Origin of the sequence: Mesorhizobium sp. M1050 (assembly GCF_040318715.1) — a bacterium.
GTDB lineage: Bacteria > Pseudomonadota > Alphaproteobacteria > Rhizobiales > Rhizobiaceae > Mesorhizobium.
Genome location: NZ_JAMYMV010000086.1, coordinates 1 through 22,855 on the forward strand (window position 1 = coordinate 1; position 22,855 = coordinate 22,855).

A 22,855-nucleotide genomic window follows, 5' to 3' on the forward strand; every position below is an offset into this window, starting at 1 on the left:
ATTCGGACCCTCCGGTGAGTGCTGCAGCTTGGTAACTCCAGTCTCCTCGGTCCGGTCCGAATGGACAACCCTCTGAAAGCTCACACCTAAGGCAACCTGCAGGCTTTCCCCGCCTCCGGTTCGCTCCAGCCAGCCTTGATGGCCGCCACGCGCTCCTGCCGTCCCGGATGGGACGGCGAAGGCCGTTTGTCCAACACAGCGACGGCAGCCAAGGCAGCCTCCAGCGGCATGCCCATCAGCTTCATCGCGGCTCCGGCGAAGGCGTCGGCCACGAGTTCCTTGTGGGGGTCGATAGGTGTGCCGAGGTGGTGGCAATGATGATGCCCCAGCTCATGTGCGATGATCATCTCCGCGCCTTCAGCTCCGACGATGGCGGACAGCTTGCGGTCGTAGACAATGACCCTGTTGCCGTCCACGACCGTGGCCAATGTGCGTTTCCCCCTAGTCGGCGTTCATCGGGTAGATGTGGCATTCGTTCTCGACGGAGAAACCAATGGCATCGCAGATGTCGAAGAACATGTACATGTAGTCCTCGAACGCTGGGTAGGCCGATACTATGTGTTTGCCGTCGGGAAAGTGAACGGTCGGCACCTGGTCGAAGTCGATGTCCATACCGTCCTGCGCCAAGGCGTAGCCTGACAGGAATGTGCTGAGCAGAAGAAAAGCCACGAGACGCATCAAAGATCCCCGAAACCCGCTCCGTTTTCGGTCGTTTCCTGCCGAGAGGCAAGACAGAAATCCGACATCGGTCCGCCGCCTTCCCGCCCCAGTCCGCCGATTTTCGAGCCATGCAGAAACGCCGATGCCCCCGCGCCTGAGGTCGTCTGGGAAACGACAGCTTGTTTCCTATTGCAACCCCGAACCGGACGGACAGCTACCGGCCCCACACCGGTCGTTGCGCTGCTCCGGCTTAGTGGACGGTTCTGGCGCTACAGCCATCTTTGCCAAGCGATACGGATACGAGCCACATCTTCACACCAACCCCACCCTGAAATCCTCCAGAACCTGACCCAGCCCTCGCGCGCCGAGAAGGGTCACAACACGCTTCGCCTGAAGCTTCGGTATCGCGCGATCGTAAATGGCAAGATTTGTCGCCTCATTGAGGCGCAAGGGATAAATGATCGCGTCGGGCTCGGATGGGTGCTCGTGAAACGCCAGTGACCACCGGCGTGCCAAGTTCTGGCGCTGTGCCCGAACGACATCGGTCGGCACACCCATCCGGACGGCATTGTCGCCTCTGAGATCGACCAGGCGTAGGTCTGTCGTGGTCGCGATCTCCGCATAGCGCCGTCGGGTCAGCTCCACCTCCTCTATTGGAAGATCCTCGACAAGCCCTTCGCGGCGGTCGCGGAGCACGGTCTCCAGGAAGCACACCTTCAGGGAGTCGCCGAGGTAAAGGACGCCAAACCGGTTGGCGTCAAGACGGCGTCGAGGATCGCTGAACCGGCTCGGCGACTTCCCGTACCCCAATGGATCAGGATAGGTGCTCCAGTAGATCCGACCGAACGTCCGACCGCGCGGTATGGTCTCGATTTCGAGCTTTGCGCGCCCGAAATCGGCTGGAGGTGGAACGCCGGGCATTCAGTCGAAATCGCCCCTGGCCATGCCTTCCGCCGCGGCCAAAACCGAGGCGTCATCGCCTTGCTGAAGGGCTCGAAGGCCGGTCCGGCCATCGAGGGCGCCATGGCGCAACACCAGAAACCGATAGACCGCCCAGGCACTGTTGCCCAACATGGCATGCAGCGCCGGCAATGTCCCGAACGGTCGGCCATCCTTGTCGAGTTGCCAGACAGGGAAGCGGAAACCGCGTTTGGCGCCATCGATCCCGAGCACCTGTCCGCTTTGCCGCCTGGCGTTGACCGTCACGCGCGACGTGCCGAGCAGCTTGGCAAAGGCATCCGCGCTCAGCATGTCCTCGCCGGCGACAATTTCGGCGACACGCTTGCGGCCACGCGCGCGCGCCAGGCCAAGCGCCGCCTCGAGTTCGGCATCGGGCTTGCCCGTGTCCTCGACGGGAAAGGTATCGCCCGGTTGCTCCTCGACCGGCGTGATCGTCTGCGCATCGGCCGACGGATCGACCTCTACCCGGAACGATACGCGGTGGCCGATCTTGCGGCTCCGTGCGATCGCTTCCTGATAGCGTTCGAGCAGCACCTTTTTGAAGTCGGCCTGTGCCGGAAGCTTCGTGGTGAAACTCAGAGCGGCGACTCCCGCATGCGATGCGGTCCCGCTATGATTGCTGCGTTTTGGAGCGGCCATGATGAGAACCTCCTGCTGTCACCAATATGGTTGCAGTCGCAAGTTCGTCAAGTTCGATAATTTCGTAAAGCCATGGAATGGCTGCGGACTAAACAATTCCCCACGCCCGAAACCTTCCCCTGCCCGTCATCTCGCGCAGCCCAAGCTCGCCGACCAGGTTGAGTGCCCCCTGTTTTGTCACCTTTAGCCGCTCCTGGATCATGCCGGTGGAGACGAGCGGCCGCGAGAGTACCAGCTCGACCAGATCGGGCAGTTTCGAGCTGGCGCGCCGTTGTTTGAGCCGCCGCTCCATCTGGCTTTTGGCCAGCACCAGCCGATCGTGTTCCTTCAGGCCAGCCACTGCTGCGTCGTGGATTCCATCGAGGCAGGCCAGCAACCGATCGCCGCGATTGCGCGCCCGCCGCCGGTCGCGCGGAATGTTTTTCGCGCCGAGATGCAGGCTGGCGAGATGGTTGGCGGCAAGACCCTCGTGGCGCAGCAGTGCGGCAACCAGCAACGGCCCGAGCCAGGCGGCATGCTGCAGCACCTCAATGTCCGACCAGGCATCGAGCAGGATTGCGGCGCGCAGCACCGACGGCCACTCCCGCGTGTCGGCGAGCACGGCTTGCCATTCGGCCAGCCGTTCTTCTTCATTCCAGTCGAGATCGTAGATCAGGCCGTTTTGCGGCTCCGGCCGGTCGTCCGGGCGCGCCGCTTTCGCCGGCACGTCGGCGCCATTCAGAATCCTGGATGAGCGCGCCAGGACGGCATCGATCTCGGCAAATTCTTCGGCCAGCCGATCGGCCTCAGCGTCATCGCGATCGTCGGCTTCCACAGAGGCAGTTCCAGCCCCCTCCCCGTCCCGGCTTTTTTGGCCAGCCGCCGGCATAGCGCCGCCGCGACCGGTCAGCGCCAAAAAACCGTCGCGGCTGAGCGCCCAATCCGGCTTTTGCGCAGAAATCCGCCGGCGGGTTCGCAGCACCGCGTGCGCCCGGGTGAGTTCGTGGGTCGGGGTGCGGATGTCCATGTGGGCGTCGTGCAGCACGAGGTCCTCGAGGTGGACGAGTTCGCCCTCGAGCCAGAGCGCGGAAGCCGCGTCGGCAAAATGCTGGCGCTCGACAAACCCGTCCCGGACCGGCGAACGGGCGACCCGCTCGTCGAGGCGGACCAAAACCGCGGTCGCGCGGGCAACCGGCCCGATCAGGGTTTCCAGGGGCAGTTTGTCGAGCGTGTAAGCCATTGTTTTCATGATGGCTGATTCGCGTTGGTCAAGCTAGTGAGGGTCTCACTGGACTTACATCATGTTTCTTCAGGGACAAATATCACTATCGATAATGACCTCTTATCGATAGTGACAAGACCAAGTCTTGACCAACCGCCGAAAATCGCGCTAGCGTCGTCCAAATTGCCGATCGTCGTACCGTTCCACGCTCCGCTCGACGAGAGCGCTATGCCCTCAGGAGAAACCCATGACCATCACCGTCAAGGTCGGAGAGGCCAAGACGCACCTGTCCGACCTGCTGGCCAAGGTCGAAGCCGGCGAGGAGGTCATCATTTCGCGCGGCAACGATCCGATCGCCAAACTGAGCCGAATCCCCAAGACCAACGACCTTGGCGCCCTGATCGAGGAAGTCCGCGCCGCGCGGGCCCGGGCCCAGCCGGTCACCGCCGAGGAGATTCTGGCCTGGAAGCATGAAGGCCATCGCTTCTGATGGTGTTCGTCCTTGACACGTCCGTCGCCGCCGCCTGGCTGCTTCCGGAGGAACACAGCGAGGCGGCCGAAGCGCTGATTGGCGCTCTGACCGCACAAGGCCCGGTGCCGTCGCTGTTCTGGCACGAGGCGCGCAGCATCGTCCTGATGGCCGAACGCCGCGGCCGCATTGCCGCGGGCGAGGCAATCGCGGCGATGGGCCGGCTGCGTCGCCTGCCGCTCGAGGACGCGGGAACGGGCGGGGACGGGCCTGTCTTGGCGCTGGCGGCACGCCATGGGCTGAGCGCCTACGATGCCGCCTATCTGTCACTGGCCATGGAGCGGACGCTTCCGCTCGCCACACTGGACCGCAAGCTGGTCGCGGCGGCACGGGCCGAAGGCGTCGAGATCCTCGGTCCTCTCGCCAATGGCTGAACCCGCGGCCCCACCCTTCGGCGTAGCGAAGCCCGCCGGCGTCGGGCGGCGGGCCGAAGCGCTCGACGCCCTGGACTCGGTCCTGCCCTTCGACCGCCGCGATGTTCTGGCCGGACTGCTGACCGACGACGACGTCGCAACCCTGCGTCACCTGGCCAAGCAAGGCATCGGCGCAAATTCCTTGCGCGCGCTCGCCTCCGACCTCGGCTATCTCGAGGCCTGGTCGCTCGCCGCCACCGGACTATCGCTGCCCTGGCCGGCGCCCGAGGCGCTGCTGATCAAATTCGTGGCGCATCATCTGTGGGATCCCGCAAAGCGCGAAACCGACCCAACACACGGCATGCCCGAGGACGTAGCCACCGCGCTGAAGTCGACCGAGCTGCTGCGCGTCGACGCTCCGCACGCCCCCAGCACCGTGCGCCGGCGGCTGTCGAGTTGGTCGACGCTGACCAAATGGCGCGGTATGAGGGGAAAGTTCAATGGGCCGGGGCTGCAGAGCGCCATCAAACTGGCGGTGCGCGCCAGCGCCCGCCCGCGCGGCCGCAAGAGCAAGAAGGCTGTGACTGCCGACATTTTGGCCGCCCTCCTGAAGGCTTGCGCCGGCGACCGGCTCGTCGACTTGCGCGACCGCGCCCTTCTCATCGCCGCCTTTGCCTCCGGCGGCCGCCGCCGCAGCGAGATTGCTGCTCTGCGCGTCGAACAGCTGGTCGAGGAAGATCCGGTGCCGGCCGACCCCAAGGATCCCGATGCCGAAACGCTCCCGTGCCTGTCGATCCGGCTTGGCCGGACGAAGACGACACAAGCCGACAGCGACGCTTACGTGCTGCTGGTTGGCCGGCCGGTAACGGTGCTGCGGTCGTGGATGGAGCGCGCCGGCATCACTGAAGGCGCCGTGTTTCGCGGCATCGACCGTTGGGGCAACCTCGATAAGCGGGCGTTGACGCCGCAGGCGGTCAATCTGATCCTGAAGCGCCGCGTCGCCCAGGCCGAGCTTGATCCGCAAGCCTTCTCCGCCCACGGCCTGCGCTCCGGCTATCTCACCGAAACCGCCCGCCGCGGCATTCCGCTGCCTGAAGCCATGCAGCAGTCGCAGCATCGCTCGGTGCAGCAGGCGTCGAACTATTACAACGATGCCGAACGCACGCTCGGGCGGGCAGCGCGGATAATCGTCTGAGGCCTCGTTCTTAAAGAAACTCGGGCCAGGGCAGGCGCCAGGTGTTGCCGAGCACATCATTTTCGATATCGACCAGCGGCCAGCGCGGGCCGGGGCCGGTTGCCTCGTCTCTTCGACCAAGCTCTCGCAGCACCTGACCTGCCGTCACTCACCACGCCAGCCAGTCATGGCGATCCTGGGCGATCCGTTCGATGTGCGCGCGACAAAGCTGCGGAAGTCCTCCGGTGAAGTCGATGTTCTGCGTCAAAGCGGCATCGTCGCAAACACCTTGCCGGGCCATGGATTCCTGATCTCCGGCTCGAAGAGGTTGGGCGGAACGCGAACGATCCTGGGCGCCGTCCAGGAGAAGGGTTCCAGAAGAACGACACAGCTGCCGTTGATTTCCTGGCCTGACGGCATGATCTGGTCGCCCTCGGTGCGTCCCCGGCCTTGGATTGGCGCTGACGATTGAAGCCGAAAAACGCCCCTGCCTTGCGCGAGTGCTTCATCGCCAGGACAGCTGGTCCTTCGGCAGCCGGCCGCGGCTATCTTGTGCGGAAGATGCGGACCCCAGTGCCAAAGCACCAGGTTGCGATCTTCCATCTCGGCACCGGAAGCAAAGCTCGACACCAGCCACGATGAAGTCAATCTCGCCCAGGCCCTCGAACGCGAATTTCTGAAACTCCTCCCGTCGCCGTCATATGCGGCAGGACCCGTGCTGAAGCTCAGTTGGCTCTTGGATGCGAAGCTGCAGCGCGAGATCGGCGGTGGCGCGATCGGTTCCGCGTCGACCTCACCAAAGGCTCTGAAGATCCCTCCCCGCGAAACCCGCCTGGAAGACGCCTTGATGGAGACTGCCCCTGCCCTGACGCCGCCCGGCATGCCGCACCGCCAGCCGGAGTTACGCCGTGCGCGGCGTGCTCGTGTGCGCCCGGCCTGTCGCAATGGCGGCAAACTGGCGCTTGACCGCGGCAAACAACGCTGGCGGCAGCGGCCCGTAATAGCCGCTCTCTGTCTCCAGCGGCCGGATGTCAGGCCCCGGCCAGGCGAACCGGTTGCTTTCCGTCAAAACGATCCACGACCGCTCGCCATCAAGCCGCAAGCGCAGCTTGACCGCAGCCGGAATCTCAATGGCATCATCGGGATCGGACGGCGGCGTGTGGGTGATCGCAGGACCCGCACGACCGGCGAGCCGTCCTCCTGCATGGCGACCAGCGCCAGCACCAGGCAGGGCCGGTCCTTGTCGCCTTCTTCACGGCCCTCGCGGTGTTGCCAATGCCAGAGGTAGGAATAACGGAAGACGTGGCCGATCTTGATTTCAGCCGGCAGCATCTTTTGCCGTCAGGCCCTTTGACCCGGAGAGCTCGTCGTTGAGATGGTCAAGACCCGGCTCCATTTCGGAGGCTTCGACCGCGGCGACTTCGTCCGCGCCGAGCTCCGCTGTCAGCTCGACCCGGCGGTCGCGCTTCAACAGCCGGACAAAATCCTCGTAGGCCAGCAGCACAGTGCGCGGGCGGCCGTTCTTGGTGATGATGACCGGGTCGCGGACGGCGGCATCCTGATAGGCGCCAAAATTTTTCGAGACGGCGGCGGCGGTGACGGTGGTGGTCATTGGCGAAACTCCTTCTTCCGGAATATACGGGGTTTGCGGGCTTTCCGCAAGTTCGGGGCGCAGCGGGGCGCCAACGCCAGACGGAAACGAGCCCGTGAAAGAGCAGCTTCCCAAGACCAAGACGTGCCGAGGGGCTCGATGCGCTTGAGACGGTGCTGCCGTTCGATCGGCGCGAGTTTTTGGCCGGTCCACTGACCGACGAACGACGATACGCGACCTGGCGAGGGAAGGGATGCCCTCGATGCGTCGCCCCGGCCTTGGATTGGCGCTGACGCCCACAGCCGAAAACGCCCCTGCGCCGGGCTTCATCGCCAGGACAGCTGGTCCTTCGGCAGCCGGCCACTCGGGTCGAATACAGTTACCTTGTGCGGAAGATGCGGACCCCAGTCCCAAAGCACCAGGTTGCGATCTTCCGTCTCGGCACCGGGAGCAAAACTCGGCACCAGAATGCCGGCGATGCCTTGCGGCCGCAGTCGGTCATGGATGGACCATGACGCCGGGCGATCTCCATCGCTGAGAGCCGTCGCCCAGGCGCAGGCCATGTCCTCGAGCGTGACGGAGAATTCTTCCCTCGCCTGCCCTGTCGTCAGGTCCGCAATGTCGTCGCAATCGACTTCGTAGGAGCACAGCACGCATGGATCGATCCGATGCGCGAAACCCTGGTTGGCTTCCTTGACCGCTGTCATGACGGTCAGCGCCAGATAAAGCGCCGGCACACCCTTGGGATTGAATCGGGCACCCCGGATCGCCGCTCCATCACCGGAAGTCGGCTTGAATGCCCAACGTGGATCGTGCGCTCTGTAGCAGGTTCCGGCAAACCTCACGCAAAGCCGCCAACGGCCATGTGATCGAGGTAGTCACGCACCGCAGCGGCCTTTCCATCCTTCACGAGCGCTTCGGCCGTGCGTCCGCCGAATGCCGGAAGCGGCTGGGCCCGATACCAGGCCATCGCCTGTTCCTTGCCGCCCGCCCAATCCATCACGCGGCTGATAATCTCGAGCATTTCCCGCAGACGTCCCTGTGTCCTTACCGTCCGGCTGCGCTCCGACCGATAGAGGGTCTCGCGAGCAAGACCGGCGGTCTGAGCCAGCTGGCCCTTGGACATGCCAAAACCGTCCGCGACCTGCTCGATCGCGATCTTCCCGTTGCGGTCCATATAGGACAAGACGAGAGGTTCATTCTGCACGGGTAACTTCGGTGCCTGGCCCATAGCAGCTCATTCACCACATAAATCGTCATATTTTATGTGCAGAAGATATGGCATTTCTCAATCGCTTTCAAGTCCGGAGCCGAACCAGCTTGAGCGCCTGCATGAGTGGACACCAAGGGGAGGTGCTCAACGGACGGAGTCGTAGTCGGGAAACGGCTCAAGCCCGAAGGCCTGGCCTCGTCGCAGAACCAGTCATTGTGACCTGGATCCGAGAAACTTCGTCGCTGCTGCGGGGACCCTCGTCAGTTCAAAGTCCGCGACTGACGCTCGACATCTCCGAGCCGCTTATACGCCATCCATGCATCGGCGGCGACGGCGCTGCCGGCTCGCGCCAGCCAAGCCGCGCGATCGGCCTCATCAAGTGAGTTCCACCACACCATCCCGGCGGTTTCATCGGGTGTCGGCTGTCGGTCGTCTTTGTTCTTCATGTCCTCGATCCTTGCATACGGTGTCCTTGCCGACAAGCGCTGCTGCCACAAGTCCACGCCCTATCCGCGGATTAAAGCCTGAGCCCTCCTCCGCAAATCCCGGTATCCACACACCCTCCGCTCATCATCGTTGTCGCGCCATGCCTTCAGCGCCGCCATCAGCACGGGCGGTATGGAAATTCCCTGCTGTTGCTTTTTTGGCCAGCACACGCAGATAGCCGTCGGCAAGGCTGATCTGGATCCCCTGCGATGGCCATCAAAGCCTTGGTTGTAGTCGACACAAAGCCCCTCCCCGTCACGTCCCAAACAGCCGCCGGTCCCAATAGACGGGTTGGTGCAGACTTGTCTGGATCCTCGAAAACTCCGGATGCGCCGGATTGATCAGCACATTGCAATCGAAACGCGCTACAACACTCGGCACCAGCAGGATGACGCTGCGCCGTTCTAAACACCAGGTTTCGCCAAATCCCTTGCTCACCGTCGCCGGCATCGTGTCCCAGCCGGGCAGTGACGGCTGCGAAAAGACCTCGTAGCTCAGCCCGCGCGGGATTGTGATTTCGATGTAATGCTGGTTGGGCGGCAGTCGGCCGCTGCCATGCACCAGCTTTTCCAACAAGGCCGTCGAATAATGCTCGCTGGTGTAGATGATAGGGCTTCCAGGCGTGCTCCATCGCCCTGGCGCGATTGTCGAGCCGGTCGCGTCGAAGATCGGGTAGGTGCCGGCCGGATCGCCGATGCGAAAGGACGATAGCGTGCGATCGAGAGTCTGCGCCGTCACGCAGCACTGCCGTACTTCAGACCTGCGAGGATCTCGACCACCATTTCGGCGCCGAACTCACTCAGGATAACGAAGTCGATCGGTCGCTTGTCCTCAATCATCGGGTGCGGCCGAAACAAGAAATCGCGCGCTTCCTCTTCGTTCTGCCAGACATCGACAGCAAGACCCCAGACCCGCGCCACGCGGGCCAATCGTGTGCCCTCGTCCGGCGAGAGACGATGTACCGCCTTGCGCCGCTCGTAGGTCGCCTTTGGGACCAGCCGGTATTTGAACTGAGCATCGCCAGGCGCCAGAAGATGCGCAACGCGCTCGAGCGCGCCGATGGGAAGTCCATTCTCGATCCGGGAAATCAGCCCGAAAAGCGACCGCGACGCCACCTCCTTAACGGGTAGCCCCAACACGTCGGCGACGTTTCCGAACGCCAGCATTCTCACTCTCCATTCCATGTGAGGCAAAACATAGCCTCACATGATGCGCCATGCCAGCCCCGCATCAGCGCGAACCGATCCGCCAACGGTTACCCGGTCATTTTTGCTGTCATGCCGTTCGCCTTCAACGCCGCCATCAGCATGGGCCCCACCGAAAACTCCCCTGCCTTCGCCTTTTCGGTTAGAACCCGCAGATAACCGCCGGCCGAGTTGATGTGCTGCGCCCTTTGCAAGATGCAGGCAATCACGATGGCGGCGGTCTCCTGGCCCATCACATGGCAAGCCTCCTCGTATGCTGAGGGCGAAATACCAAGGTAGCCCCGTACCTGGACGGCGGTAATCATCAGATCGCGCCAGTTTCCGATGCCGTGCACGGCATAGTCTGAAATTTCCGGGCAGGCCTTCAGCACAAGTCCTATCGGATAGCTTTTCGGTTTCTCGGCGGCTGCCTGCCTTGGCTCGACCGCCGCCCTGCTTTTCTCCAAAGCCGGTTCAAATACAAAAATGGAGTCTGTGTTTGAATCAGATTGCTGCCGCTCATTTTGGGACTCATTGGCGCCAGGATTCGTGGCATTCATGAAGTTTTCCAACATCATGTCCACTTCGTCGTGAAGTCTGGTCAGTTCGGCAGCGATCGCCTCCAGTTCGCACAGCCCTGCCCGGCGCGGGATTACATCTACAATGGCTCTGAACCGTCTCCAGACGGCTCCCCAGTCGCCAGGAACGCCCTCTTCGATTGCGACCTCGACGAGCTTGTGGATGTCGCGACGATGGAGCGTGATCCGCTCCCTCATTAGCCGGAGCGCCTGGCTGTCGGCGCGCACCTGTTCGGCAGCTTGCTGAAACTCAGCCGCCCGCGTCAGCAGCGGCGCCAGCGAGAACCCGAACGCCTCCTCAATGGCACCACCCTTCCCTTTCCGGGCGAATCTTTTGCCGTTAGGGCTGTCGCGGCGGATGATCAGGCCGCAACTCACCAGCTCGGCCAGGTGTCGCCGCAATGTGGAACTGGGCATGCCATGTGTGCGCAGCGACAACTGTGCGTTCGAGGGAAAGACCATCAGGCCGTTTTCCTCGCTGATCTGGTCGTCCGGATAGAACGACAAAAGCCCGCTCAGCACGGCGAGCGCGCGATCTCCCACACCTACGACGGTCTTGCCTTCGCACAACCATCGATAGACCTGCCACTTCTCGACGAGCGCCCCGTCAGGAATCTGTCGTGATGCCGCGTTCGCTTGCACCAGCGCAAGCGTCATCGGCCGCCGCCCAAAGGGCGTCGTTGCATACGCACTCTCCATTTCCCTCACCTTTCAAAAAGGCAAAAGAAATCTGCTCGCCGAAACGACGCCACGACTCTTGACAGTGATTCGGGGAAATGCGATTCTCAGCTTGCTACAGACTTGAGAAGGGCTTCCGCGACGGTGACGTTCGGGGGCCTTTTTCTTTTGCGGTCTTAGTCTCCTGTTTTCTTCGCCATTTCCGATTCCCGAAAAGCCTCGAAAAGCTCATCGAGTTTGCCGGCAATGAATGCGCCGAAGGGCGACGCTTCCTTGGACTTCAAGGCAAGCGTAAACACTTTTCCGGTGTCGGTGATCTTGGCTCGAACTGATTTGTCCTGGGGTACCCAGGCCCGCTCCTGGGGCTTCGATGGCGCCTGCGGGCGCTTCACCGGGGCGCTCACAAACTCGAACAGACGGGCAAAACGGGCCTCACTGGCTGGCTGCGCGAAATCGGCGATTGCCACGCACTCCTCTGCCCTCGCAGCCGCACCAGGATGCTCCATGAGCTTGGCAAGCTGCCACCAGCGGTCTCGGCCAATGCCCTTGGCCGCGCCCACCGCAACAATCACCTGCTCTGGAATGTTGCCGATCACGGAACGCATCTTCGAGAAGGTCGTATCGTCGAGCGCAAGAGCTGATTTCACCGTCTCAGGCGAATGGCCTCGCTTGAGAATGCGGTCTGCAAAAAGCGTCCGCTCGATGAAGGACAAATCGGCTCTGGCGGCGTTCTCCTGGCCTTGGGCGATGACATGGTCCCTGTCGTCCATCTTCTTGACGACAGCGCGTACAGGTCTTTGCAACTGCCGGGCAACCCTGACGCGCCTGTGGCCAAAGACCGTCTGAAAGCGCCCCGAAGTCTCAGGGTGCGGTCGGACCAGGATCGGCGAATCCTGCCCTCGTTCACGAATTGCCGTCAGCAACTCCTGAAACGCCTCATCGTCATCGTCCATACGGTCCGAGACGAATGACGTGTCGACCAAAGCCGGATCGAGATCGACGACTGAACTCTTCGAGAGCTCCTCGAATGACTGTATGATCGACCGTGATGCGCCACGAACGGCGTAGCTCGAGACGTCCTGGCCATCGGCAATTGCCGTTGCGGGTCCCATGACACTGCCGAAAATGTCCTTGCGTGCCATTCAATCGCTCCGATTTGCGGTTAGTCGACTGATTTCACGAGCGAAATTTCCACTTTTTACTGCCGTAAACTTCGCTGTCATGACCGCCCCCAAGCGCGATGGACAAGAGCGGTGATCTCCGAGTTCACCGCATCCAGCGATTCTAGCGCCCGGTCATAGGTAGAGCGGGTAAAGGACGATCTCTCGACTTCGTAGAGCGTCTGTTTCGTCAGACCGGCGTCCGAAATCGCCGTCGACTTGAGCATGGGATTGTCGAGGATCTGGCCGGCAAGCATGGATTGCATGAAGCCGACCATCTGCGCTTGCGGAATGTCCGTCGGTTCGTAGCGCGTAATCAGGTAGCGAAACCAATCGAGCTCGATCGCCGCGCCGGCGGCTTTGATGGTCTTCAAAATTCCGCCGAGCATCAACAGGAACTGGCTCATCGACATCAGGTCGAGCATTTGAGGATGAACGGTGATGAGAACGGATGTCGCCGCCGACATGGCGGTCAAGGTCAGATAGCCGAGCTGCGGAGGACAATCGACAACAACGACGTCATAGCGGTCGTCCACCTCCGACAGCGCCTTTGCGATCCTGGTGAAGAATTGCCGGCCAGCACTGGACGATTTATCCTGCATGGCGAGCGGCGTGTCGTACTCGTATTCCTGCAGCTCGAGATTGGCCGGAATGATGTCCAGCCCAGGAAAATTGGTCGGCACGATCACATCGGAGATCGGCCGGCGCTCGTCATCGTAACGGATCGCCTCATACAGCGAGAGGTTGCGATCGAGCTCCGGCTGGAAGCCATGCAGGGCGGAGAGCGAAGCTTGCGGGTCGAGATCGATCGCAAGGACACGGTGGCCGGTCAGCGCCAAATGCTGGGCGAGGTGGGCGGCAGTCGTTGTCTTGCCGCTACCGCCCTTGAAGTTGACGACGGCAACGACCTGGAGCTTGTCGCCAGGCTTGCGATGGGGAACATACTTCTTGACCTCGGTCCTGCCATGCTGGTCCAGGAAGTGGCGAAGTTCGAGCATCTGAGCGGCCGTGTAGGAGCGTCGGCCGGAAGGGACTTGGTCAGGCAAAGGTCCCTTGCCTTCGAGGTGAAGCCGCTTCAGATTGTTTTGCGATACGCCAAGATAGTGGGCGACTTCCGCCATCGAAAACGGACGCAGCGTCTTCGTCGCATTGGGTGGAAATTTCTCCATGCGAAGCTGATTGAGGCGTCGCGATATTTCTGCACCCTGCTCGAGAATCTTATCGTCGAACTCGAAGCGTGGCAGCCGCATGGCGATATTCATTCTCGTCGAAACCTGAATTGGCGCTTTTTGCGATGAAACTATTCAACAAGCGCCATTAAGCTCCGATTCGGAAAGCCCGGCAAGAAGTTTTAGGTAAACAGAAGGTTAACGCCACCAGCCGACATTCTGACTGCCGAATACCAATATCGTCGCGATAGCGGCTGCTCGTCCCTCGAAGCAAGAACTCTCCCCATCCAGCTCGCTAAATACATGTTTTTTCTGCCACAAAGACCATTATTTACGGCAGTAAAATCGCGTTCGTCACCGGGCAAAAAAGGGTTGCAACTGCCGACGGGCGCAGGCAAGGCCCAGCCCGCTTGCTGGAGACCATTCCTGGTGTCGGCTTTGTCACGGCCCCGGCCTTTGCTTCTATCGTCCCTGACCCGGAGGTTTTCATATCAGGTCGGCATTTCGCCGCCTGGCTCGCCTTGATGCCGGGACAAAATTCATCGGCCGGCAAGCCTCGCCTTGGCCGCATCAGCAAGCAGGGAAGCTGCTCATTCTCGGCGCGACATTGGGGATGGGGGCGAGTTGGATGGGTGGCCTATTGCGGCGTCGGCCGCCAAACGTTATTGCCATAGTTCTTGCCAACAAGATGGGCTCGCCTTGCATGCTCATCAGGCAACCTAAGGATTGCGTTGTATCAGTTTAAGAGCTGATTGGGCGTTGGTCCCGCGCCAGAAGCGGACCCCAGCAGCAGAAAGCGCCCGGTCTTCTTGCCGCTGCGGCGACCGCGGTCGATCAAGCCACGGAGATTCAGGTTTGGAAGCCGGTGGACCTCATTGAGGTTCACCAACTCGTCCTCATGCTCGGCAAGGTAGAGCTCCGGTTCCGCGAGCTTGGCTCTGTCCGCATCGGATTCGAGATCGAGACAGATCGACGGCCGAGACTCGGCTATTTCGAGCGCGAGCGTAGTCTTGCCGACCCGCGGCCCAATCAGCGCCACCGCGGGTGTCTATCAGTTGGCCAGTTGCGTTTCGATGCGGCGCTTCATCATCCTCGCAATTATGGAGTTCAGTTCTCGATTTGGAAGGATGACAAACGTTGGCGCGCAAGGCCGAATTTGGGAATGGCAGGGGAGGGGACTTCGTCCTCTATAATCCTGGCGACGGTGGCGATATGCCGATCCTTCCAGTCGAGCGGACGACCGCGTTGCGAATAGTTCCAGGTCAGTCGACAGGCGGCGCTCAATGGTCGACACACGTCCCTTGCCGATCCTGAGCCTGGGCCGTGATGTAGTGGCCGACAACTTGCGGATCTGGCGGCAGCGGGTCAAACGCCTGGCGCTGGCACTAGGCGGAAAAAATGCTTCCAGTCCGCGGCATAGGCGCGACGGGTGTTTGCCGAACTCCCCGCCTCGACGTAATCGCGCTCGGGGTCGGCAAGCTTTTCGAGATGCCCAGGCAGTGATGCTTGTCGCGAGTCGAGGACTGGCGGGGAAGGGATCTTTATCCGGGCGCCCATCTCCATGACGATGTCGACAATGTCAGGCAGGTCCTCGGTGTCGACCGCGTCGACGAGCGTCATGAAATTACGGGGACTGCCCATCGGAACTCTCGTTCATTGAATGCCGCGGTGGTGCGATTCCGAGGGCCCAACGTGCGACCAAAGCGCCGAATTGTCCACCGCGAGGTGCTTGATCTAGCTGCGACAGCTGCGCGCGGTCGCGTACGACAAGCGGTTGGGTACGATTATCATGTCCAATCCAGTGTTGACCCTCCTAGGGTCCTCTTCCTCAGTGCCAATCCTTGCCTTCATGTTCAACATCCCTTATGTTTCGTTCAACAGTGGAGAATGCAGGATGAGCAGACGTGGCGCAACGGCCGCCGAAAGCCAGGAGCGGATCGCCCACACCCGGAACCGTCTGGTGCTCGAACAGGCGAGGGCCGTCGGCCTTCTTGGCGGGGCCAAGAACACACGCCTTTCCGGCAGGGTGCCGTCGGAACTGATCGAGGCGGCAAAGAAGCGAGCTCATGTGACCTCCGACACTGAGCTGCTTGAGCTCGCATTGTCGCGGCTAGCTCTCGAGGACGATTTTGGCGCCCGGCTCGTCGGCCGCAAGGGCAGCATTTCCGCGGACATTGATTTTGACGTTTGATCTCGGGAGCGCACTGCGTTCCCTCAAACCACAGCGGCGTGCCGGAGGGCTGGAACGGCGGCCGGATTCCGCTCTGTCCTGGGCAGGTGATCAGCCGCCTGTCGGCGGTGCATTGCTTCTCGACACGAGCGTCTATCTGGATGTCCTGCAGGGGCGCACGCCTGAAGTGGTCGATGACCTTTTGACCTATCGGCTCTGTCAGCACTCTGCGGTCTGCCTTGCCGAGCTCAGCCATTTGTTCGGCCGGCTCGATCCGGGCCATCCCACGACGAAGTCGGTCCTGAAAATGGTTGCGGACACGATCGAAGACATTCCAGCGCACCGGCTGCATGCACCCGACGCCACCGCCTGGGGACGCGCCGGCATGCTTGCCGGCCTGCTGTTCCGGCTAAGCCGCCTGCCGAAAGGAGAGGGGCATGAACGCCGCTTCCTCAACAATGCGCTGATCTTTCACCAGGCCGGTCTGCTGGGCGCGACGGTTCTGACCGGCAATGTTCGGGATTTCGATTACCTCAACCAGCTTGTTCCGTCGGTGCGTGTGATCTTCTACCGGCCGGTGACAGACTTGCGCCCGCAGGGTTGAAAGCGTCTATGGGAGATATGCCCGTGCACCGTGATCGTCCACACTGCTTTAATGAACACCAGTCTTCAAAAAGCTCGCTGACACTCTCCTGCGACCGTTGAAACGCGGGCGACAACGGCCATTGGTACTGTCGCAAATGCTGACTGTAATCACAAGGAGAGGCTTCTGGCATATTATTCAGGCAGCAACGATCTCGAGCTGCTCGGCGATTGAGGGACGTGGATTGTAGGCAAACCTCGCCTGTCGTTTGCGCATCATGTGAACCATCGCGATACCGGAAAGAATGACCTCGGTGCTTGCCGCGCTTGATGCGCCGGTGATCCTGCTCTATCCGGTTATTGAGGTGCTTGCTCGTGCGGATACGGATCGGTTTCAGTGAGCGTCGCGATCCATCCCGCAGACGGTTTTCAGCATCGCAGGAAATAATTGCCTCGTGATTGGTCTGGCTGCCGTCGATGACAATGCGCTCCGGTTTGCCGTGGCGCTCCAGTGCCTTCCGGAGGAAGCACTTTGCCGCTGGCAGATCACGGTTTTCGCTGAAGAAGAACTCAACCGCGTCGCCGACGCTGTCGATGGCACGATAGAGGTACATCCAACGGCCACGCACCTTGATGTAAGTCTCGTCCATGTGCCACTTGCTGCCGACAGCACGCTTGCGCCGGTTGAAGCGCTCCAGCAGTTGCGGAGAAAATCGTATGACCCAGCGATGTACGGTGGAGTGGTCAACCCTCAGGCCACGATCGGCCATCCTCTCTTCCATATCGCGCAGGCTCCGATTGTAGGCCAGATACCAGCGCACGCACAGCAGGATCACGGATTGGTCGAAATGGCGGCTCTCAACAAGGAGTGCCGCTTCGGACGACCCTGGATTCGAGAAGGCGCCTTTGCGGCGCCTTTTCTTTTGCGTGCTAATGTCTCGTGGGCGGTTCGACCAAAATGACTTGCGCCATTCAGCGTGTGGCCGGCGACAAATCAGATGGCAAACGCACGCTTGCGCCTGAGAAAACCACGACGGCAAACACCAGCACGGCAGCGGCGACGATCAGCGAGCCGGCGGCCACGATCGGCTCAATCGCCGTATAGCCGCCTTGTAGCATCAGATACAGCGCTGGCAGCATGATCACCAGCCCGACATTATACAGGCCGTAGTGAATCATTGCGATTCTCCGCGCCGCCTTTGCCGGGTTAAGGGCGTAGTAGCCGCCGAATATCGCGCTTGTGACCCATCCGAGCAGATTGATATGTGCATGGGCCGGAAAGGCACCGTGGTCGCCAGAGATCGCCATCTGCAAACCGGCGCCTATCCCCAAAACCAGCCACACGATGGCAGTCTTGAAGAAAAGATCTGAAACTCTAGGCATGACACTTCTCCCCGAATGCCAATTTCAGCACGCCTCGATTTTAGGATTTCCTAATGAAAGTGCAATCACAATCAGCGCACTGATGTCACGTGCGCGGTTCGCTGCCGCCATTTCCTGGCGACAGCCAATATCTGAATTGCTATTCTTGGCAGATTCGAGGAGCGAAGCAGTTCGTGTCGCTCCAGCCCCTCCTGAAGCCGCACCATGCAAGCGATACGTCTTCGCTGCGACACCTGTGACGGTCACGTTCTGTCATGTCGACAATCGTTCCTGCAAGCAGCTCGGTCCACCATTGACGAGCGTTACGACGATACTACGGCTCGACAGAGGCTATGCCTCGACAGCTGGGTCCTGCGGGTCGACTTCGATCGCAAATCCCGCATCGATCGCACTTTGTGCAATGAGATCGCGAAGTTCCCAGTCCGTGAGTTCGCAAAGCGGAAGCATTCTCCTCACGGTGTGACTAACCTCCGATATCGAAATGCTTGGGCTGCCGATGTTGTCGATCAGATAACAGACAACGGCCCAGCGCACGTCTGAGAAGGTCGGCGTCTGCGTGAGCGCAGACATATATGGCCTACGAATGGAGCCGTGGTTCTGCACCCTCGGCCGTTTTTGCATCGAAGGCGACGGGCACACCGTGAATGATGGATGCCGCCGCCAGAAGCTCTTCCAATTCGAGGTCGGTAGCCTTGCATTCGGGCATGAGTGTTCGGATGGCGCGAATTGCCAGTGCGATGGAGAGGAAGTGGGCCTTGCCTCTTGAGAGAACATAGGCTTCAGCGGCTCTTTCAACCGTGACGGTGTGAAAACTGCTGGTCATCGAGAATACCTCCCTGAAACCCTCAACACGATTTACGGCAGCAATTCCGTAACCCGCAAGGGTTCGTCTGATTTCGGACAATCAGGTGGAGGCAGGGACGAAGTGACTTTGCTCCTCCTCGCCGTAAGCACCATGTGTGAGCTGTATCATTCCAACGCGGTCGATAATCGTGATCTCGCCGCGCCTGGCGTGAACCAGCCCCCGATACTCGAGCATTTGGAGCGCGGTGGTAACGCCGGGACGCCGGGCACCAAGCATTGTCGCCAGAAATTCATGCGTCAGGTAGATCTTGTCTCCTTCGGCGCGGTCGTGGACCATTAGCAGCCAGCGGGCCAACCTTTCCTCGATTTTCGAATGGCCGTTGACCAATGCCGTCCGGGACGACTGGACAAGGAACGCGTGGGCATAGCGAAGCAGTGGCTCGCGAAGGGTCTGGCTTTCTGCAATCGCGGAGCGAAGGTTTTCAACCGGGAGCATCCAGCCATAGCCTGCGACCTGCATGTAGGTTTCGTTGGGAGACCTGTCCTGGCCGAGAATAACGGCAACTCCTGTCATGCCGTCGTGGCCGACGATGCCGACTTCGCTTTGCCGCCCACCGGTCATCGTAGCAACCACTGACGCGATGCCCTTCTCTGGAAAATACACACGCTCGATCGGCTGATATGAGACCTCAAGCTGGGCTTTGATGCCCAGTTCGACGTGATGCATTGATGGCTGCAATCGCGCGAAATCCTCTTGGGAGAGGGCTTTCAATACATGGTTGCGAATAAGGGATTGGGGCATGGCTCTCTCCCTGACGGGCAAGAGCACGTACCTCTTACTGTCGGCTGCGTCCGAAGCGCTGGCGGCCGATCTGGGAAGCATAGGCTTCAAACGTGCGGTTGGCAAAATCTTACAGGTCAGTGCCTGCCCTTTCGGGTATCCGAGGGAAGCGGATGGTTCGAAGCCGCCCCACGGTCAAACCGCTGAGTGCTCTGACGGTTTTGAAGGCCCGACCCCCGACACACCTCTTGGGGCAATGCATCGGGGGCAGGGAAGATGGTCAGTCGGCGAAGGCTATGCCGGTCTTCCGGGCCGCTGCTATGGTTTGGGCATGCCCGTGGAAGACGTGCCATTCGCCCTTGGCCGCAGCCCTGCGGAGCGCCGGGTAATGAGCCTTGTCGACGTGTTCGAGGTACGTCGCCAGCGTCAGCCCATGCTGCCGAAGCACATTGCGGTCCATGCTGGCTGAACGCAGCCACAACAACATCAGCCTCAACCTCCTCGATCCCGAAGGCTTCCCCGGTCTCCATCTCTCGGTCTCGACATAGGCGTCAACGATGAATTGCTGTTGAGGTTCGCCGTGCGTCTCCTAAAGCGGTCAAAGCTCTGGTCGGCTGCCCTCGGGTCCTCGGTGAAAGAGAAAGGGCGCACGGGGTCGACCCGCGTTGCCTCTCTCTCGGTGGGGCTCTGAAATTTCTACCAAACATTCCCGAGCTACATTAGTGTTTCCTTATGGTATCCCTGCGGTACGACGCCAGGCAAGAATCGGACGAGACCTGGACGGTGTTCGACTTGTTCACCGGGCTTCCGGCTGTGTTCGATGGCTACCCAGCCGTCGATCTCGACATGGAGTATGCCGACGATCTGGTGGACATCCTGAACGCCATTGATCGGAAGCGCAGGGTCGCCCGAGGTGATCTCTGATTGGAACCATAATGTGCTGAACGAGTTTGACGCTAGGGGTGGAGTAGTTCCCAATCATGGCCGACCACTATCGATCAGGGCAGATGTCGGCCGCGAACGCTGTTCGGCGGATGATTGCGTCCGATGAAACCCGTCATTACCTCCACAAGGCATTAGATTTGAAGGTCGAGGTGCACCTTCCGGGCGCCATCGGGGCACTCCTTGCTTTGCTTGATCAGAAAGGACGAGACGAACCGGCCGACCCCCCTGATTAATCTCGGATGCGGGCCATCACTTGGTACAATCCGAACATTGATTTCTTCGTCTCGTGACCCATAAGATGGCCGGCTGGGTTCTCCCACCTGGGAGGGTGCGATGAAATCTCATGCGGTCCTGAAGCCCGTGACCACCGCAAAGGAGCTGGTCGAGGCGGCGATCCATTTCATCCCGGTCGGCAGCATCGTCTCAGTCCGAGACACCGTTGCCGCAGTCCGCAAAGCTGACCCCGATTTACAAGTGACCGACTGTGAATTGGTCGAGACCATCATGGACCGAGCCACGCTCCATGGGCAATTCGTGTGTTTCGACCTCACAGAAGTCTGATGAACCTTCACTGGTTCGACCCGCCGGTCGCTATCAGCGGCAAGAGCGCCGGTACGACCTACAATGTGAACAACGTCGAGGCTGCCTCCGCGCATCTTTTCAAGTGGACCAAACGTGGCCCTAAGTGGAAGGTTGCGACGGACGTTTGCAGGGCCGCTCTGGGTGATCGAGCAACACCTCAGGAGGCCCGGCGGTGCTTCAGGCTCGCTGCCATTGAGGAGGGCGTGCTGCTTGCTTAAGAAGCAGGCGAAGTATCCCGCGCGCTGAAGGCGACGTCGTGACAGGGCCGACGGGTGCGGTCAAGGTCATGGTGGCGACGAAGCCGGTCGACTTCCGCAAGGGCGCGGAGGGGCTGGCTGCGCTGGGTGCAAGAGACGATGGGGGCCGATCCCTTCAGCGGGGCCGTACGTCTTCCGGGCAAAGCGGACTGACCGAATCAAGCTGATCTTCTGGGGAGGATGGGGAGTTCCGCTGGCCGCAAGTGCATGAGGCATGATGCGGCAGCCGCGCTACTGTCGGCGCTATTGGAAGGGCTGGACTGGCGGCGGGTCCACGAGGCGCGCCGGACCCGCGTTCCAGCCCAGGCAGGCTGACCCGCGACGAAGTGAATCAGCCTGGATTCCGCTGTGCGGGCCGGTCATAGCGATGACCTGACTAGCTTCCCGACGATCCGGACGCGCTGAAGGCCATAGTCCTGGCATGCAACGTCGAGAATGCCCGCCTGGTCCAGATCATCAAGGAATTGCATCGTCATCGCTTCGGTCGAAGAGCTGAAACGCTTCCCGACAATCAATTGCAGCTGGGGCTCGAGGAGGCCGAGCGACATATCCAGCTCCACAAGTTCTCCCTTAAGGTCCTCCATCGGTTGCTCGCTCAGGGCGACGCGGCGAGCTCAGATTACGCCGTGCTCGTGATCCGCGTGCTCATCCATCAAAATGCCCCTGAGCACAATCAGCGCGCGCTCGAGCACCAGGCCACTAGCCACACTGCCGACACATAGACGCAGGCCGCTCTCCACGGCGCCGTTCGCGACGGCGTATGCCGCTGGTGAAGTGAGCCGGATGCCAGCGTAAGACGCGCGAGCGGCTGCACGCTCAGCATTGATCTCCGGCATCGGCAGCCACACATGCAGGCTGGCGTCCGATCGCGGTTTGTCGATCAAATCGCCAAGCACCGCGAGCGCGCGCGTCGTCCGCACACGCGTTTCGGCCACGGCTGCGCTTGCAATCTCGTCAGCGCGGCCGCTCTCGATCAACTGCGTCGTTACCCCACTGTTTATCCCCGCCGGCGAATGCATCAACGCCCGCATCGCCCGCGCGCAGCGGTCGAACACCTCGCCTGTTGGCGCGACGAGGAACCCGGCACGAAGCCCGGGTGCGACGATCTTCGACAAGGAACTGACATAGATCGTGCGCTCGGGCGCGAGCGCCGCGAGCGGCGGCACGTCGAGATGGCGCGCATAGGGCGCATAGACATCATCCTCGATGAGCCAGAGCCCGCGTGCGCGCGCCACCCGGACGATATCGGCGCGCCGTTCAAGTCCCATCGTCCGTGCAGTCGGGTTCTGCAGCGTCGGCAACGTGTAGAACAGGCGCGCGCCGGTTTCTGCCGCGGCCCTGTCCAGCGCTTGCGGGGTTGCGCCTTCGGCATCCATTTCCACACCGCGGAGAGGATGGTCCAACTGGCTAGCCAGCGCCTTCGCCCCGGGGAAGGTCGAGGGCTTCGCACAAGACCGGATCGCCTGGTGCGCAGAGCGCCGTTAGCGCGATCGCCATCGCATTCTGCGCGCCCGAGCAGCAGATCACCATTTGCCATTCCATGCGCTGAAGATTGGCTGTCCGGGCGAGCAAGGCGGCGGCCGCCTGCCTGTCGCGATTAAGCCCGCAAGTCGACTGATAGCCCAACCGGTCGACCAACGCTGGCCGCCGGCGCAGCGCGCTCAGAGCCTCGAGCACGGCGTCGTCAGGCCGGTCTGAAAGGCAAGCTGGACGGCGCCACCGAGGAATTTGTGATCGGCTATGACGGTGAGGCATACGTTCGCGGGCTTGCTTCTC

At 61.2% G+C, this 22,855-nt stretch carries 33 protein-coding genes and 6 pseudogenes; 13 read left to right on the forward strand and 26 right to left on the reverse strand.

Annotation, left to right across the window (positions count from 1 at the left end; translation table 11 throughout):
* Positions 1-86: 86 nt before the first annotated feature.
* From NKH57_RS29535 to NKH57_RS29555, 5 genes are all read right to left on the reverse strand, one after another.
* Entirely contained in the window at positions 87-428 is a 342-nt protein-coding gene (locus NKH57_RS29535; protein WP_352949658.1) for a hypothetical protein, read from the reverse strand.
* Between the two features lie 13 nt (positions 429-441).
* Positions 442-678: a hypothetical protein gene (locus tag NKH57_RS29540; protein WP_352949660.1), complete on the reverse strand. Its 237-nt coding sequence runs from the start codon at positions 676-678 to the stop codon at positions 442-444.
* A gap of 294 nt (positions 679-972) precedes the next feature.
* Entirely contained in the window at positions 973-1,581 is a 609-nt protein-coding gene (locus tag NKH57_RS29545; protein WP_352949662.1) for an RES family NAD+ phosphorylase, read from the reverse strand.
* On the reverse strand, positions 1,582-2,259 hold the full coding sequence (locus NKH57_RS29550; RefSeq protein ID WP_352949664.1) for an XRE family transcriptional regulator: 678 nt from the start codon (positions 2,257-2,259) through the stop codon (positions 1,582-1,584). It abuts the gene before it with no gap.
* Positions 2,260-2,347: 88 nt separating this feature from the next.
* On the reverse strand, positions 2,348-3,487 hold the full coding sequence (locus NKH57_RS29555; RefSeq protein WP_352949665.1) for an RHE_PE00001 family protein: 1,140 nt from the start codon (positions 3,485-3,487) through the stop codon (positions 2,348-2,350).
* Positions 3,488-3,707: 220 nt separating this feature from the next.
* Here NKH57_RS29555 and NKH57_RS29560 point away from each other — a divergent pair, with 220 nt between their 5' ends.
* From NKH57_RS29560 to NKH57_RS29570, 3 genes are read left to right on the forward strand one after another with little or no spacing between them, the layout of a single operon-like run.
* A complete protein-coding gene (locus NKH57_RS29560; RefSeq protein WP_023762657.1) occupies positions 3,708-3,950 on the forward strand; it encodes a type II toxin-antitoxin system Phd/YefM family antitoxin in 243 nt (80 codons plus the stop codon).
* Positions 3,950-4,363 (forward strand): type II toxin-antitoxin system VapC family toxin, encoded by a 414-nt coding sequence (locus NKH57_RS29565; protein ID WP_352834194.1) that lies wholly within the window; start codon positions 3,950-3,952, stop codon positions 4,361-4,363. Before NKH57_RS29560 ends, NKH57_RS29565 begins: the two co-directional genes overlap by 1 nt.
* Positions 4,356-5,537: a site-specific integrase gene (locus NKH57_RS29570; RefSeq protein WP_352834196.1), complete on the forward strand. Its 1,182-nt coding sequence runs from the start codon at positions 4,356-4,358 to the stop codon at positions 5,535-5,537. The genes NKH57_RS29565 and NKH57_RS29570 overlap by 8 nt, the downstream gene beginning before the upstream one ends.
* Before the next feature lie 10 nt (positions 5,538-5,547).
* Here NKH57_RS29570 and NKH57_RS29575 read toward each other — a convergent pair whose 3' ends face one another.
* On the reverse strand, positions 5,548-5,685 hold the full coding sequence (locus tag NKH57_RS29575) for a hypothetical protein (protein WP_023762660.1): 138 nt from the start codon (positions 5,683-5,685) through the stop codon (positions 5,548-5,550).
* Positions 5,686-5,703: 18 nt separating this feature from the next.
* Here NKH57_RS29575 and NKH57_RS29580 point away from each other — a divergent pair, with 18 nt between their 5' ends.
* A complete protein-coding gene (locus NKH57_RS29580) occupies positions 5,704-5,988 on the forward strand; it encodes a hypothetical protein (RefSeq protein WP_352608526.1) in 285 nt (94 codons plus the stop codon).
* 33 nt (positions 5,989-6,021) lie between these two features.
* Here the strand turns inward: NKH57_RS29580 and NKH57_RS33930 are convergent.
* From NKH57_RS33930 to repA, 11 genes and pseudogenes are all read right to left on the reverse strand, one after another.
* A pseudogene (locus NKH57_RS33930) lies at positions 6,022-6,179 on the reverse strand (RES family NAD+ phosphorylase); the annotation flags it as partial.
* 238 nt (positions 6,180-6,417) lie between these two features.
* Positions 6,418-6,848: pseudogene (locus NKH57_RS29585) on the reverse strand (plasmid maintenance toxin (PemK-like)).
* The gene (locus tag NKH57_RS29590; protein WP_352834206.1) at positions 6,835-7,128 is read right to left on the reverse strand and encodes a type II toxin-antitoxin system Phd/YefM family antitoxin; all 294 of its coding nucleotides are present in this window, start codon (positions 7,126-7,128) and stop codon (positions 6,835-6,837) included. Before NKH57_RS29590 ends, NKH57_RS29585 begins: the two are co-directional and overlap by 14 nt.
* Positions 7,129-7,433: 305 nt before the next feature.
* Positions 7,434-7,952 carry an RES family NAD+ phosphorylase gene (locus tag NKH57_RS29595; protein WP_352949668.1) on the reverse strand — a complete coding sequence of 173 codons (519 nt, stop codon included), beginning with the start codon at positions 7,950-7,952 and terminating at the stop codon, positions 7,434-7,436.
* Positions 7,949-8,338, reverse strand: coding sequence for an MbcA/ParS/Xre antitoxin family protein (locus NKH57_RS29600; protein WP_023762666.1), 390 nt, complete (start codon positions 8,336-8,338; stop codon positions 7,949-7,951). The genes NKH57_RS29595 and NKH57_RS29600 overlap by 4 nt, the downstream gene beginning before the upstream one ends.
* A 242-nt stretch (positions 8,339-8,580) precedes the next feature.
* On the reverse strand, positions 8,581-8,766 hold the full coding sequence (locus tag NKH57_RS29605) for a hypothetical protein (protein WP_352834212.1): 186 nt from the start codon (positions 8,764-8,766) through the stop codon (positions 8,581-8,583).
* Between the two features lie 295 nt (positions 8,767-9,061).
* Positions 9,062-9,544, reverse strand: coding sequence for an RES family NAD+ phosphorylase (locus NKH57_RS29610; protein WP_352834215.1), 483 nt, complete (start codon positions 9,542-9,544; stop codon positions 9,062-9,064).
* Positions 9,541-9,972 (reverse strand): antitoxin Xre-like helix-turn-helix domain-containing protein, encoded by a 432-nt coding sequence (locus NKH57_RS29615; RefSeq protein WP_352735002.1) that lies wholly within the window; start codon positions 9,970-9,972, stop codon positions 9,541-9,543. The genes NKH57_RS29610 and NKH57_RS29615 overlap by 4 nt, the downstream gene beginning before the upstream one ends.
* 89 nt (positions 9,973-10,061) lie before the next feature.
* Positions 10,062-11,267 carry a plasmid replication protein RepC gene (gene repC, locus NKH57_RS29620; RefSeq protein WP_352834217.1) on the reverse strand — a complete coding sequence of 402 codons (1,206 nt, stop codon included), beginning with the start codon at positions 11,265-11,267 and terminating at the stop codon, positions 10,062-10,064.
* Positions 11,268-11,422: 155 nt separating this feature from the next.
* Complete coding sequence (gene repB / locus NKH57_RS29625; protein WP_352949671.1) at positions 11,423-12,388, reverse strand: plasmid partitioning protein RepB; 966 nt, start codon at positions 12,386-12,388, stop codon at positions 11,423-11,425.
* Between the two features lie 77 nt (positions 12,389-12,465).
* On the reverse strand, positions 12,466-13,668 hold the full coding sequence (repA, locus tag NKH57_RS29630; protein ID WP_352834222.1) for a plasmid partitioning protein RepA: 1,203 nt from the start codon (positions 13,666-13,668) through the stop codon (positions 12,466-12,468).
* Between the two features lie 317 nt (positions 13,669-13,985).
* Between repA and NKH57_RS29635 the strand changes: the two genes are divergently transcribed.
* Positions 13,986-14,249: a transposase gene (locus NKH57_RS29635; protein ID WP_502907351.1), complete on the forward strand. Its 264-nt coding sequence runs from the start codon at positions 13,986-13,988 to the stop codon at positions 14,247-14,249.
* Positions 14,250-14,311: 62 nt separating this feature from the next.
* Here NKH57_RS29635 and NKH57_RS29640 read toward each other — a convergent pair whose 3' ends face one another.
* Both NKH57_RS29640 and NKH57_RS29645 read right to left on the reverse strand, forming a co-directional pair.
* The gene (locus NKH57_RS29640; RefSeq protein ID WP_352949673.1) at positions 14,312-14,614 is read right to left on the reverse strand and encodes an AAA family ATPase; all 303 of its coding nucleotides are present in this window, start codon (positions 14,612-14,614) and stop codon (positions 14,312-14,314) included.
* Between the two features lie 128 nt (positions 14,615-14,742).
* A pseudogene (locus NKH57_RS29645) lies at positions 14,743-15,216 on the reverse strand (integrase); the annotation flags it as partial.
* A 253-nt stretch (positions 15,217-15,469) separates the two neighbouring features.
* Between NKH57_RS29645 and NKH57_RS29650 the strand changes: the two are divergent.
* Both NKH57_RS29650 and NKH57_RS29655 read left to right on the forward strand, forming a co-directional pair.
* Positions 15,470-15,766 carry a hypothetical protein gene (locus NKH57_RS29650; protein WP_352949675.1) on the forward strand — a complete coding sequence of 99 codons (297 nt, stop codon included), beginning with the start codon at positions 15,470-15,472 and terminating at the stop codon, positions 15,764-15,766.
* Positions 15,756-16,349, forward strand: coding sequence for a type II toxin-antitoxin system VapC family toxin (locus NKH57_RS29655; protein WP_352949677.1), 594 nt, complete (start codon positions 15,756-15,758; stop codon positions 16,347-16,349). The genes NKH57_RS29650 and NKH57_RS29655 overlap by 11 nt, the downstream gene beginning before the upstream one ends.
* 177 nt (positions 16,350-16,526) lie before the next feature.
* Here the strand turns inward: NKH57_RS29655 and NKH57_RS29660 are convergent.
* The 5 genes and pseudogenes from NKH57_RS29660 to NKH57_RS29680 all read right to left on the reverse strand — a co-directional run bounded on the left by NKH57_RS29660 (position 16,527) and on the right by NKH57_RS29680 (position 19,782).
* Positions 16,527-17,163: pseudogene (locus NKH57_RS29660) on the reverse strand (IS6 family transposase).
* Positions 17,164-17,299: 136 nt separating this feature from the next.
* Complete coding sequence (locus NKH57_RS29665) at positions 17,300-17,710, reverse strand: hypothetical protein (protein WP_352838074.1); 411 nt, start codon at positions 17,708-17,710, stop codon at positions 17,300-17,302.
* Positions 17,711-18,287: 577 nt separating this feature from the next.
* On the reverse strand, positions 18,288-18,533 hold the full coding sequence (locus tag NKH57_RS29670; protein WP_352838072.1) for a hypothetical protein: 246 nt from the start codon (positions 18,531-18,533) through the stop codon (positions 18,288-18,290).
* Positions 18,534-18,614: 81 nt separating this feature from the next.
* Entirely contained in the window at positions 18,615-19,316 is a 702-nt protein-coding gene (locus NKH57_RS29675) for a Crp/Fnr family transcriptional regulator (protein ID WP_352838070.1), read from the reverse strand.
* Between the two features lie 259 nt (positions 19,317-19,575).
* Entirely contained in the window at positions 19,576-19,782 is a 207-nt protein-coding gene (locus tag NKH57_RS29680; protein WP_352949680.1) for a hypothetical protein, read from the reverse strand.
* Positions 19,783-20,027: 245 nt separating this feature from the next.
* On the opposite strand from NKH57_RS29680, the gene NKH57_RS29685 reads away from it, so the two are divergent.
* From NKH57_RS29685 to NKH57_RS29710, 6 genes and pseudogenes are all read left to right on the forward strand, one after another.
* Positions 20,028-20,219 (forward strand): hypothetical protein, encoded by a 192-nt coding sequence (locus NKH57_RS29685; RefSeq protein WP_352838066.1) that lies wholly within the window; start codon positions 20,028-20,030, stop codon positions 20,217-20,219.
* A gap of 56 nt (positions 20,220-20,275) precedes the next feature.
* Positions 20,276-20,473 (forward strand): hypothetical protein, encoded by a 198-nt coding sequence (locus NKH57_RS29690; RefSeq protein ID WP_352838064.1) that lies wholly within the window; start codon positions 20,276-20,278, stop codon positions 20,471-20,473.
* Positions 20,474-20,573: 100 nt separating this feature from the next.
* Positions 20,574-20,801, forward strand: a complete 228-nt coding sequence (locus tag NKH57_RS29695; protein ID WP_352838062.1) for a hypothetical protein — start codon at positions 20,574-20,576, stop codon at positions 20,799-20,801.
* A complete protein-coding gene (locus NKH57_RS29700; RefSeq protein ID WP_352838060.1) occupies positions 20,801-21,040 on the forward strand; it encodes a DUF982 domain-containing protein in 240 nt (79 codons plus the stop codon). The genes NKH57_RS29695 and NKH57_RS29700 overlap by 1 nt, the downstream gene beginning before the upstream one ends.
* Positions 21,041-21,108: 68 nt before the next feature.
* A pseudogene (gene tnpB, locus NKH57_RS29705) lies at positions 21,109-21,394 on the forward strand (IS66 family insertion sequence element accessory protein TnpB).
* Between the two features lie 86 nt (positions 21,395-21,480).
* Positions 21,481-21,624, forward strand: a pseudogene (locus NKH57_RS29710) (transposase domain-containing protein); the annotation flags it as partial.
* Positions 21,625-21,693: 69 nt separating this feature from the next.
* Here NKH57_RS29710 and NKH57_RS29715 read toward each other — a convergent pair.
* Both NKH57_RS29715 and NKH57_RS29720 read right to left on the reverse strand, forming a co-directional pair.
* Positions 21,694-22,455, reverse strand: coding sequence for an aminotransferase class I/II-fold pyridoxal phosphate-dependent enzyme (locus NKH57_RS29715; RefSeq protein ID WP_352838058.1), 762 nt, complete (start codon positions 22,453-22,455; stop codon positions 21,694-21,696).
* 31 nt (positions 22,456-22,486) lie between these two features.
* The gene (locus tag NKH57_RS29720; RefSeq protein ID WP_352838056.1) at positions 22,487-22,756 is read right to left on the reverse strand and encodes a PLP-dependent aminotransferase family protein; all 270 of its coding nucleotides are present in this window, start codon (positions 22,754-22,756) and stop codon (positions 22,487-22,489) included.
* Positions 22,757-22,855 lie beyond the last annotated feature (99 nt).

What these genes read in the sequence shown, in the direction of transcription:
- NKH57_RS29540 (WP_352949660.1), bottom strand. Translation starts at nt 678, where the DNA reads ATGCGTCTCGTGGCTTTTCTTCTGCTCAGCACATTCCTGTCAGGCTAC.
- NKH57_RS29545 (WP_352949662.1), bottom strand. Translation starts at nt 1,581, where the DNA reads ATGCCCGGCGTTCCACCTCCAGCCGATTTCGGGCGCGCAAAGCTCGAA.
- NKH57_RS29550 (WP_352949664.1), bottom strand. Translation starts at nt 2,259, where the DNA reads ATGGCCGCTCCAAAACGCAGCAATCATAGCGGGACCGCATCGCATGCG.
- NKH57_RS29555 (WP_352949665.1), bottom strand. Translation starts at nt 3,487, where the DNA reads ATGAAAACAATGGCTTACACGCTCGACAAACTGCCCCTGGAAACCCTG.
- NKH57_RS29560 (WP_023762657.1), top strand. Translation starts at nt 3,708, where the DNA reads ATGACCATCACCGTCAAGGTCGGAGAGGCCAAGACGCACCTGTCCGAC.
- NKH57_RS29565 (WP_352834194.1), top strand. Translation starts at nt 3,950, where the DNA reads ATGGTGTTCGTCCTTGACACGTCCGTCGCCGCCGCCTGGCTGCTTCCG.
- NKH57_RS29570 (WP_352834196.1), top strand. Translation starts at nt 4,356, where the DNA reads ATGGCTGAACCCGCGGCCCCACCCTTCGGCGTAGCGAAGCCCGCCGGC.
- NKH57_RS29580 (WP_352608526.1), top strand. Translation starts at nt 5,704, where the DNA reads ATGGCGATCCTGGGCGATCCGTTCGATGTGCGCGCGACAAAGCTGCGG.
- NKH57_RS29590 (WP_352834206.1), bottom strand. Translation starts at nt 7,128, where the DNA reads ATGACCACCACCGTCACCGCCGCCGCCGTCTCGAAAAATTTTGGCGCC.
- NKH57_RS29600 (WP_023762666.1), bottom strand. Translation starts at nt 8,338, where the DNA reads ATGGGCCAGGCACCGAAGTTACCCGTGCAGAATGAACCTCTCGTCTTG.
- NKH57_RS29605 (WP_352834212.1), bottom strand. Translation starts at nt 8,766, where the DNA reads ATGAAGAACAAAGACGACCGACAGCCGACACCCGATGAAACCGCCGGG.
- NKH57_RS29615 (WP_352735002.1), bottom strand. Translation starts at nt 9,972, where the DNA reads ATGCTGGCGTTCGGAAACGTCGCCGACGTGTTGGGGCTACCCGTTAAG.
- repC (WP_352834217.1), bottom strand. Translation starts at nt 11,267, where the DNA reads ATGGAGAGTGCGTATGCAACGACGCCCTTTGGGCGGCGGCCGATGACG.
- repB (WP_352949671.1), bottom strand. Translation starts at nt 12,388, where the DNA reads ATGGCACGCAAGGACATTTTCGGCAGTGTCATGGGACCCGCAACGGCA.
- repA (WP_352834222.1), bottom strand. Translation starts at nt 13,668, where the DNA reads ATGAATATCGCCATGCGGCTGCCACGCTTCGAGTTCGACGATAAGATT.
- NKH57_RS29650 (WP_352949675.1), top strand. Translation starts at nt 15,470, where the DNA reads ATGAGCAGACGTGGCGCAACGGCCGCCGAAAGCCAGGAGCGGATCGCC.
- NKH57_RS29665 (WP_352838074.1), bottom strand. Translation starts at nt 17,710, where the DNA reads ATGCCTAGAGTTTCAGATCTTTTCTTCAAGACTGCCATCGTGTGGCTG.
- NKH57_RS29670 (WP_352838072.1), bottom strand. Translation starts at nt 18,533, where the DNA reads ATGACCAGCAGTTTTCACACCGTCACGGTTGAAAGAGCCGCTGAAGCC.
- NKH57_RS29675 (WP_352838070.1), bottom strand. Translation starts at nt 19,316, where the DNA reads ATGCCCCAATCCCTTATTCGCAACCATGTATTGAAAGCCCTCTCCCAA.
- NKH57_RS29680 (WP_352949680.1), bottom strand. Translation starts at nt 19,782, where the DNA reads ATGTTGTTGTGGCTGCGTTCAGCCAGCATGGACCGCAATGTGCTTCGG.
- NKH57_RS29685 (WP_352838066.1), top strand. Translation starts at nt 20,028, where the DNA reads ATGGTATCCCTGCGGTACGACGCCAGGCAAGAATCGGACGAGACCTGG.
- NKH57_RS29690 (WP_352838064.1), top strand. Translation starts at nt 20,276, where the DNA reads ATGGCCGACCACTATCGATCAGGGCAGATGTCGGCCGCGAACGCTGTT.
- NKH57_RS29695 (WP_352838062.1), top strand. Translation starts at nt 20,574, where the DNA reads ATGAAATCTCATGCGGTCCTGAAGCCCGTGACCACCGCAAAGGAGCTG.
- NKH57_RS29700 (WP_352838060.1), top strand. Translation starts at nt 20,801, where the DNA reads ATGAACCTTCACTGGTTCGACCCGCCGGTCGCTATCAGCGGCAAGAGC.
- NKH57_RS29715 (WP_352838058.1), bottom strand. Translation starts at nt 22,455, where the DNA reads ATGGATGCCGAAGGCGCAACCCCGCAAGCGCTGGACAGGGCCGCGGCA.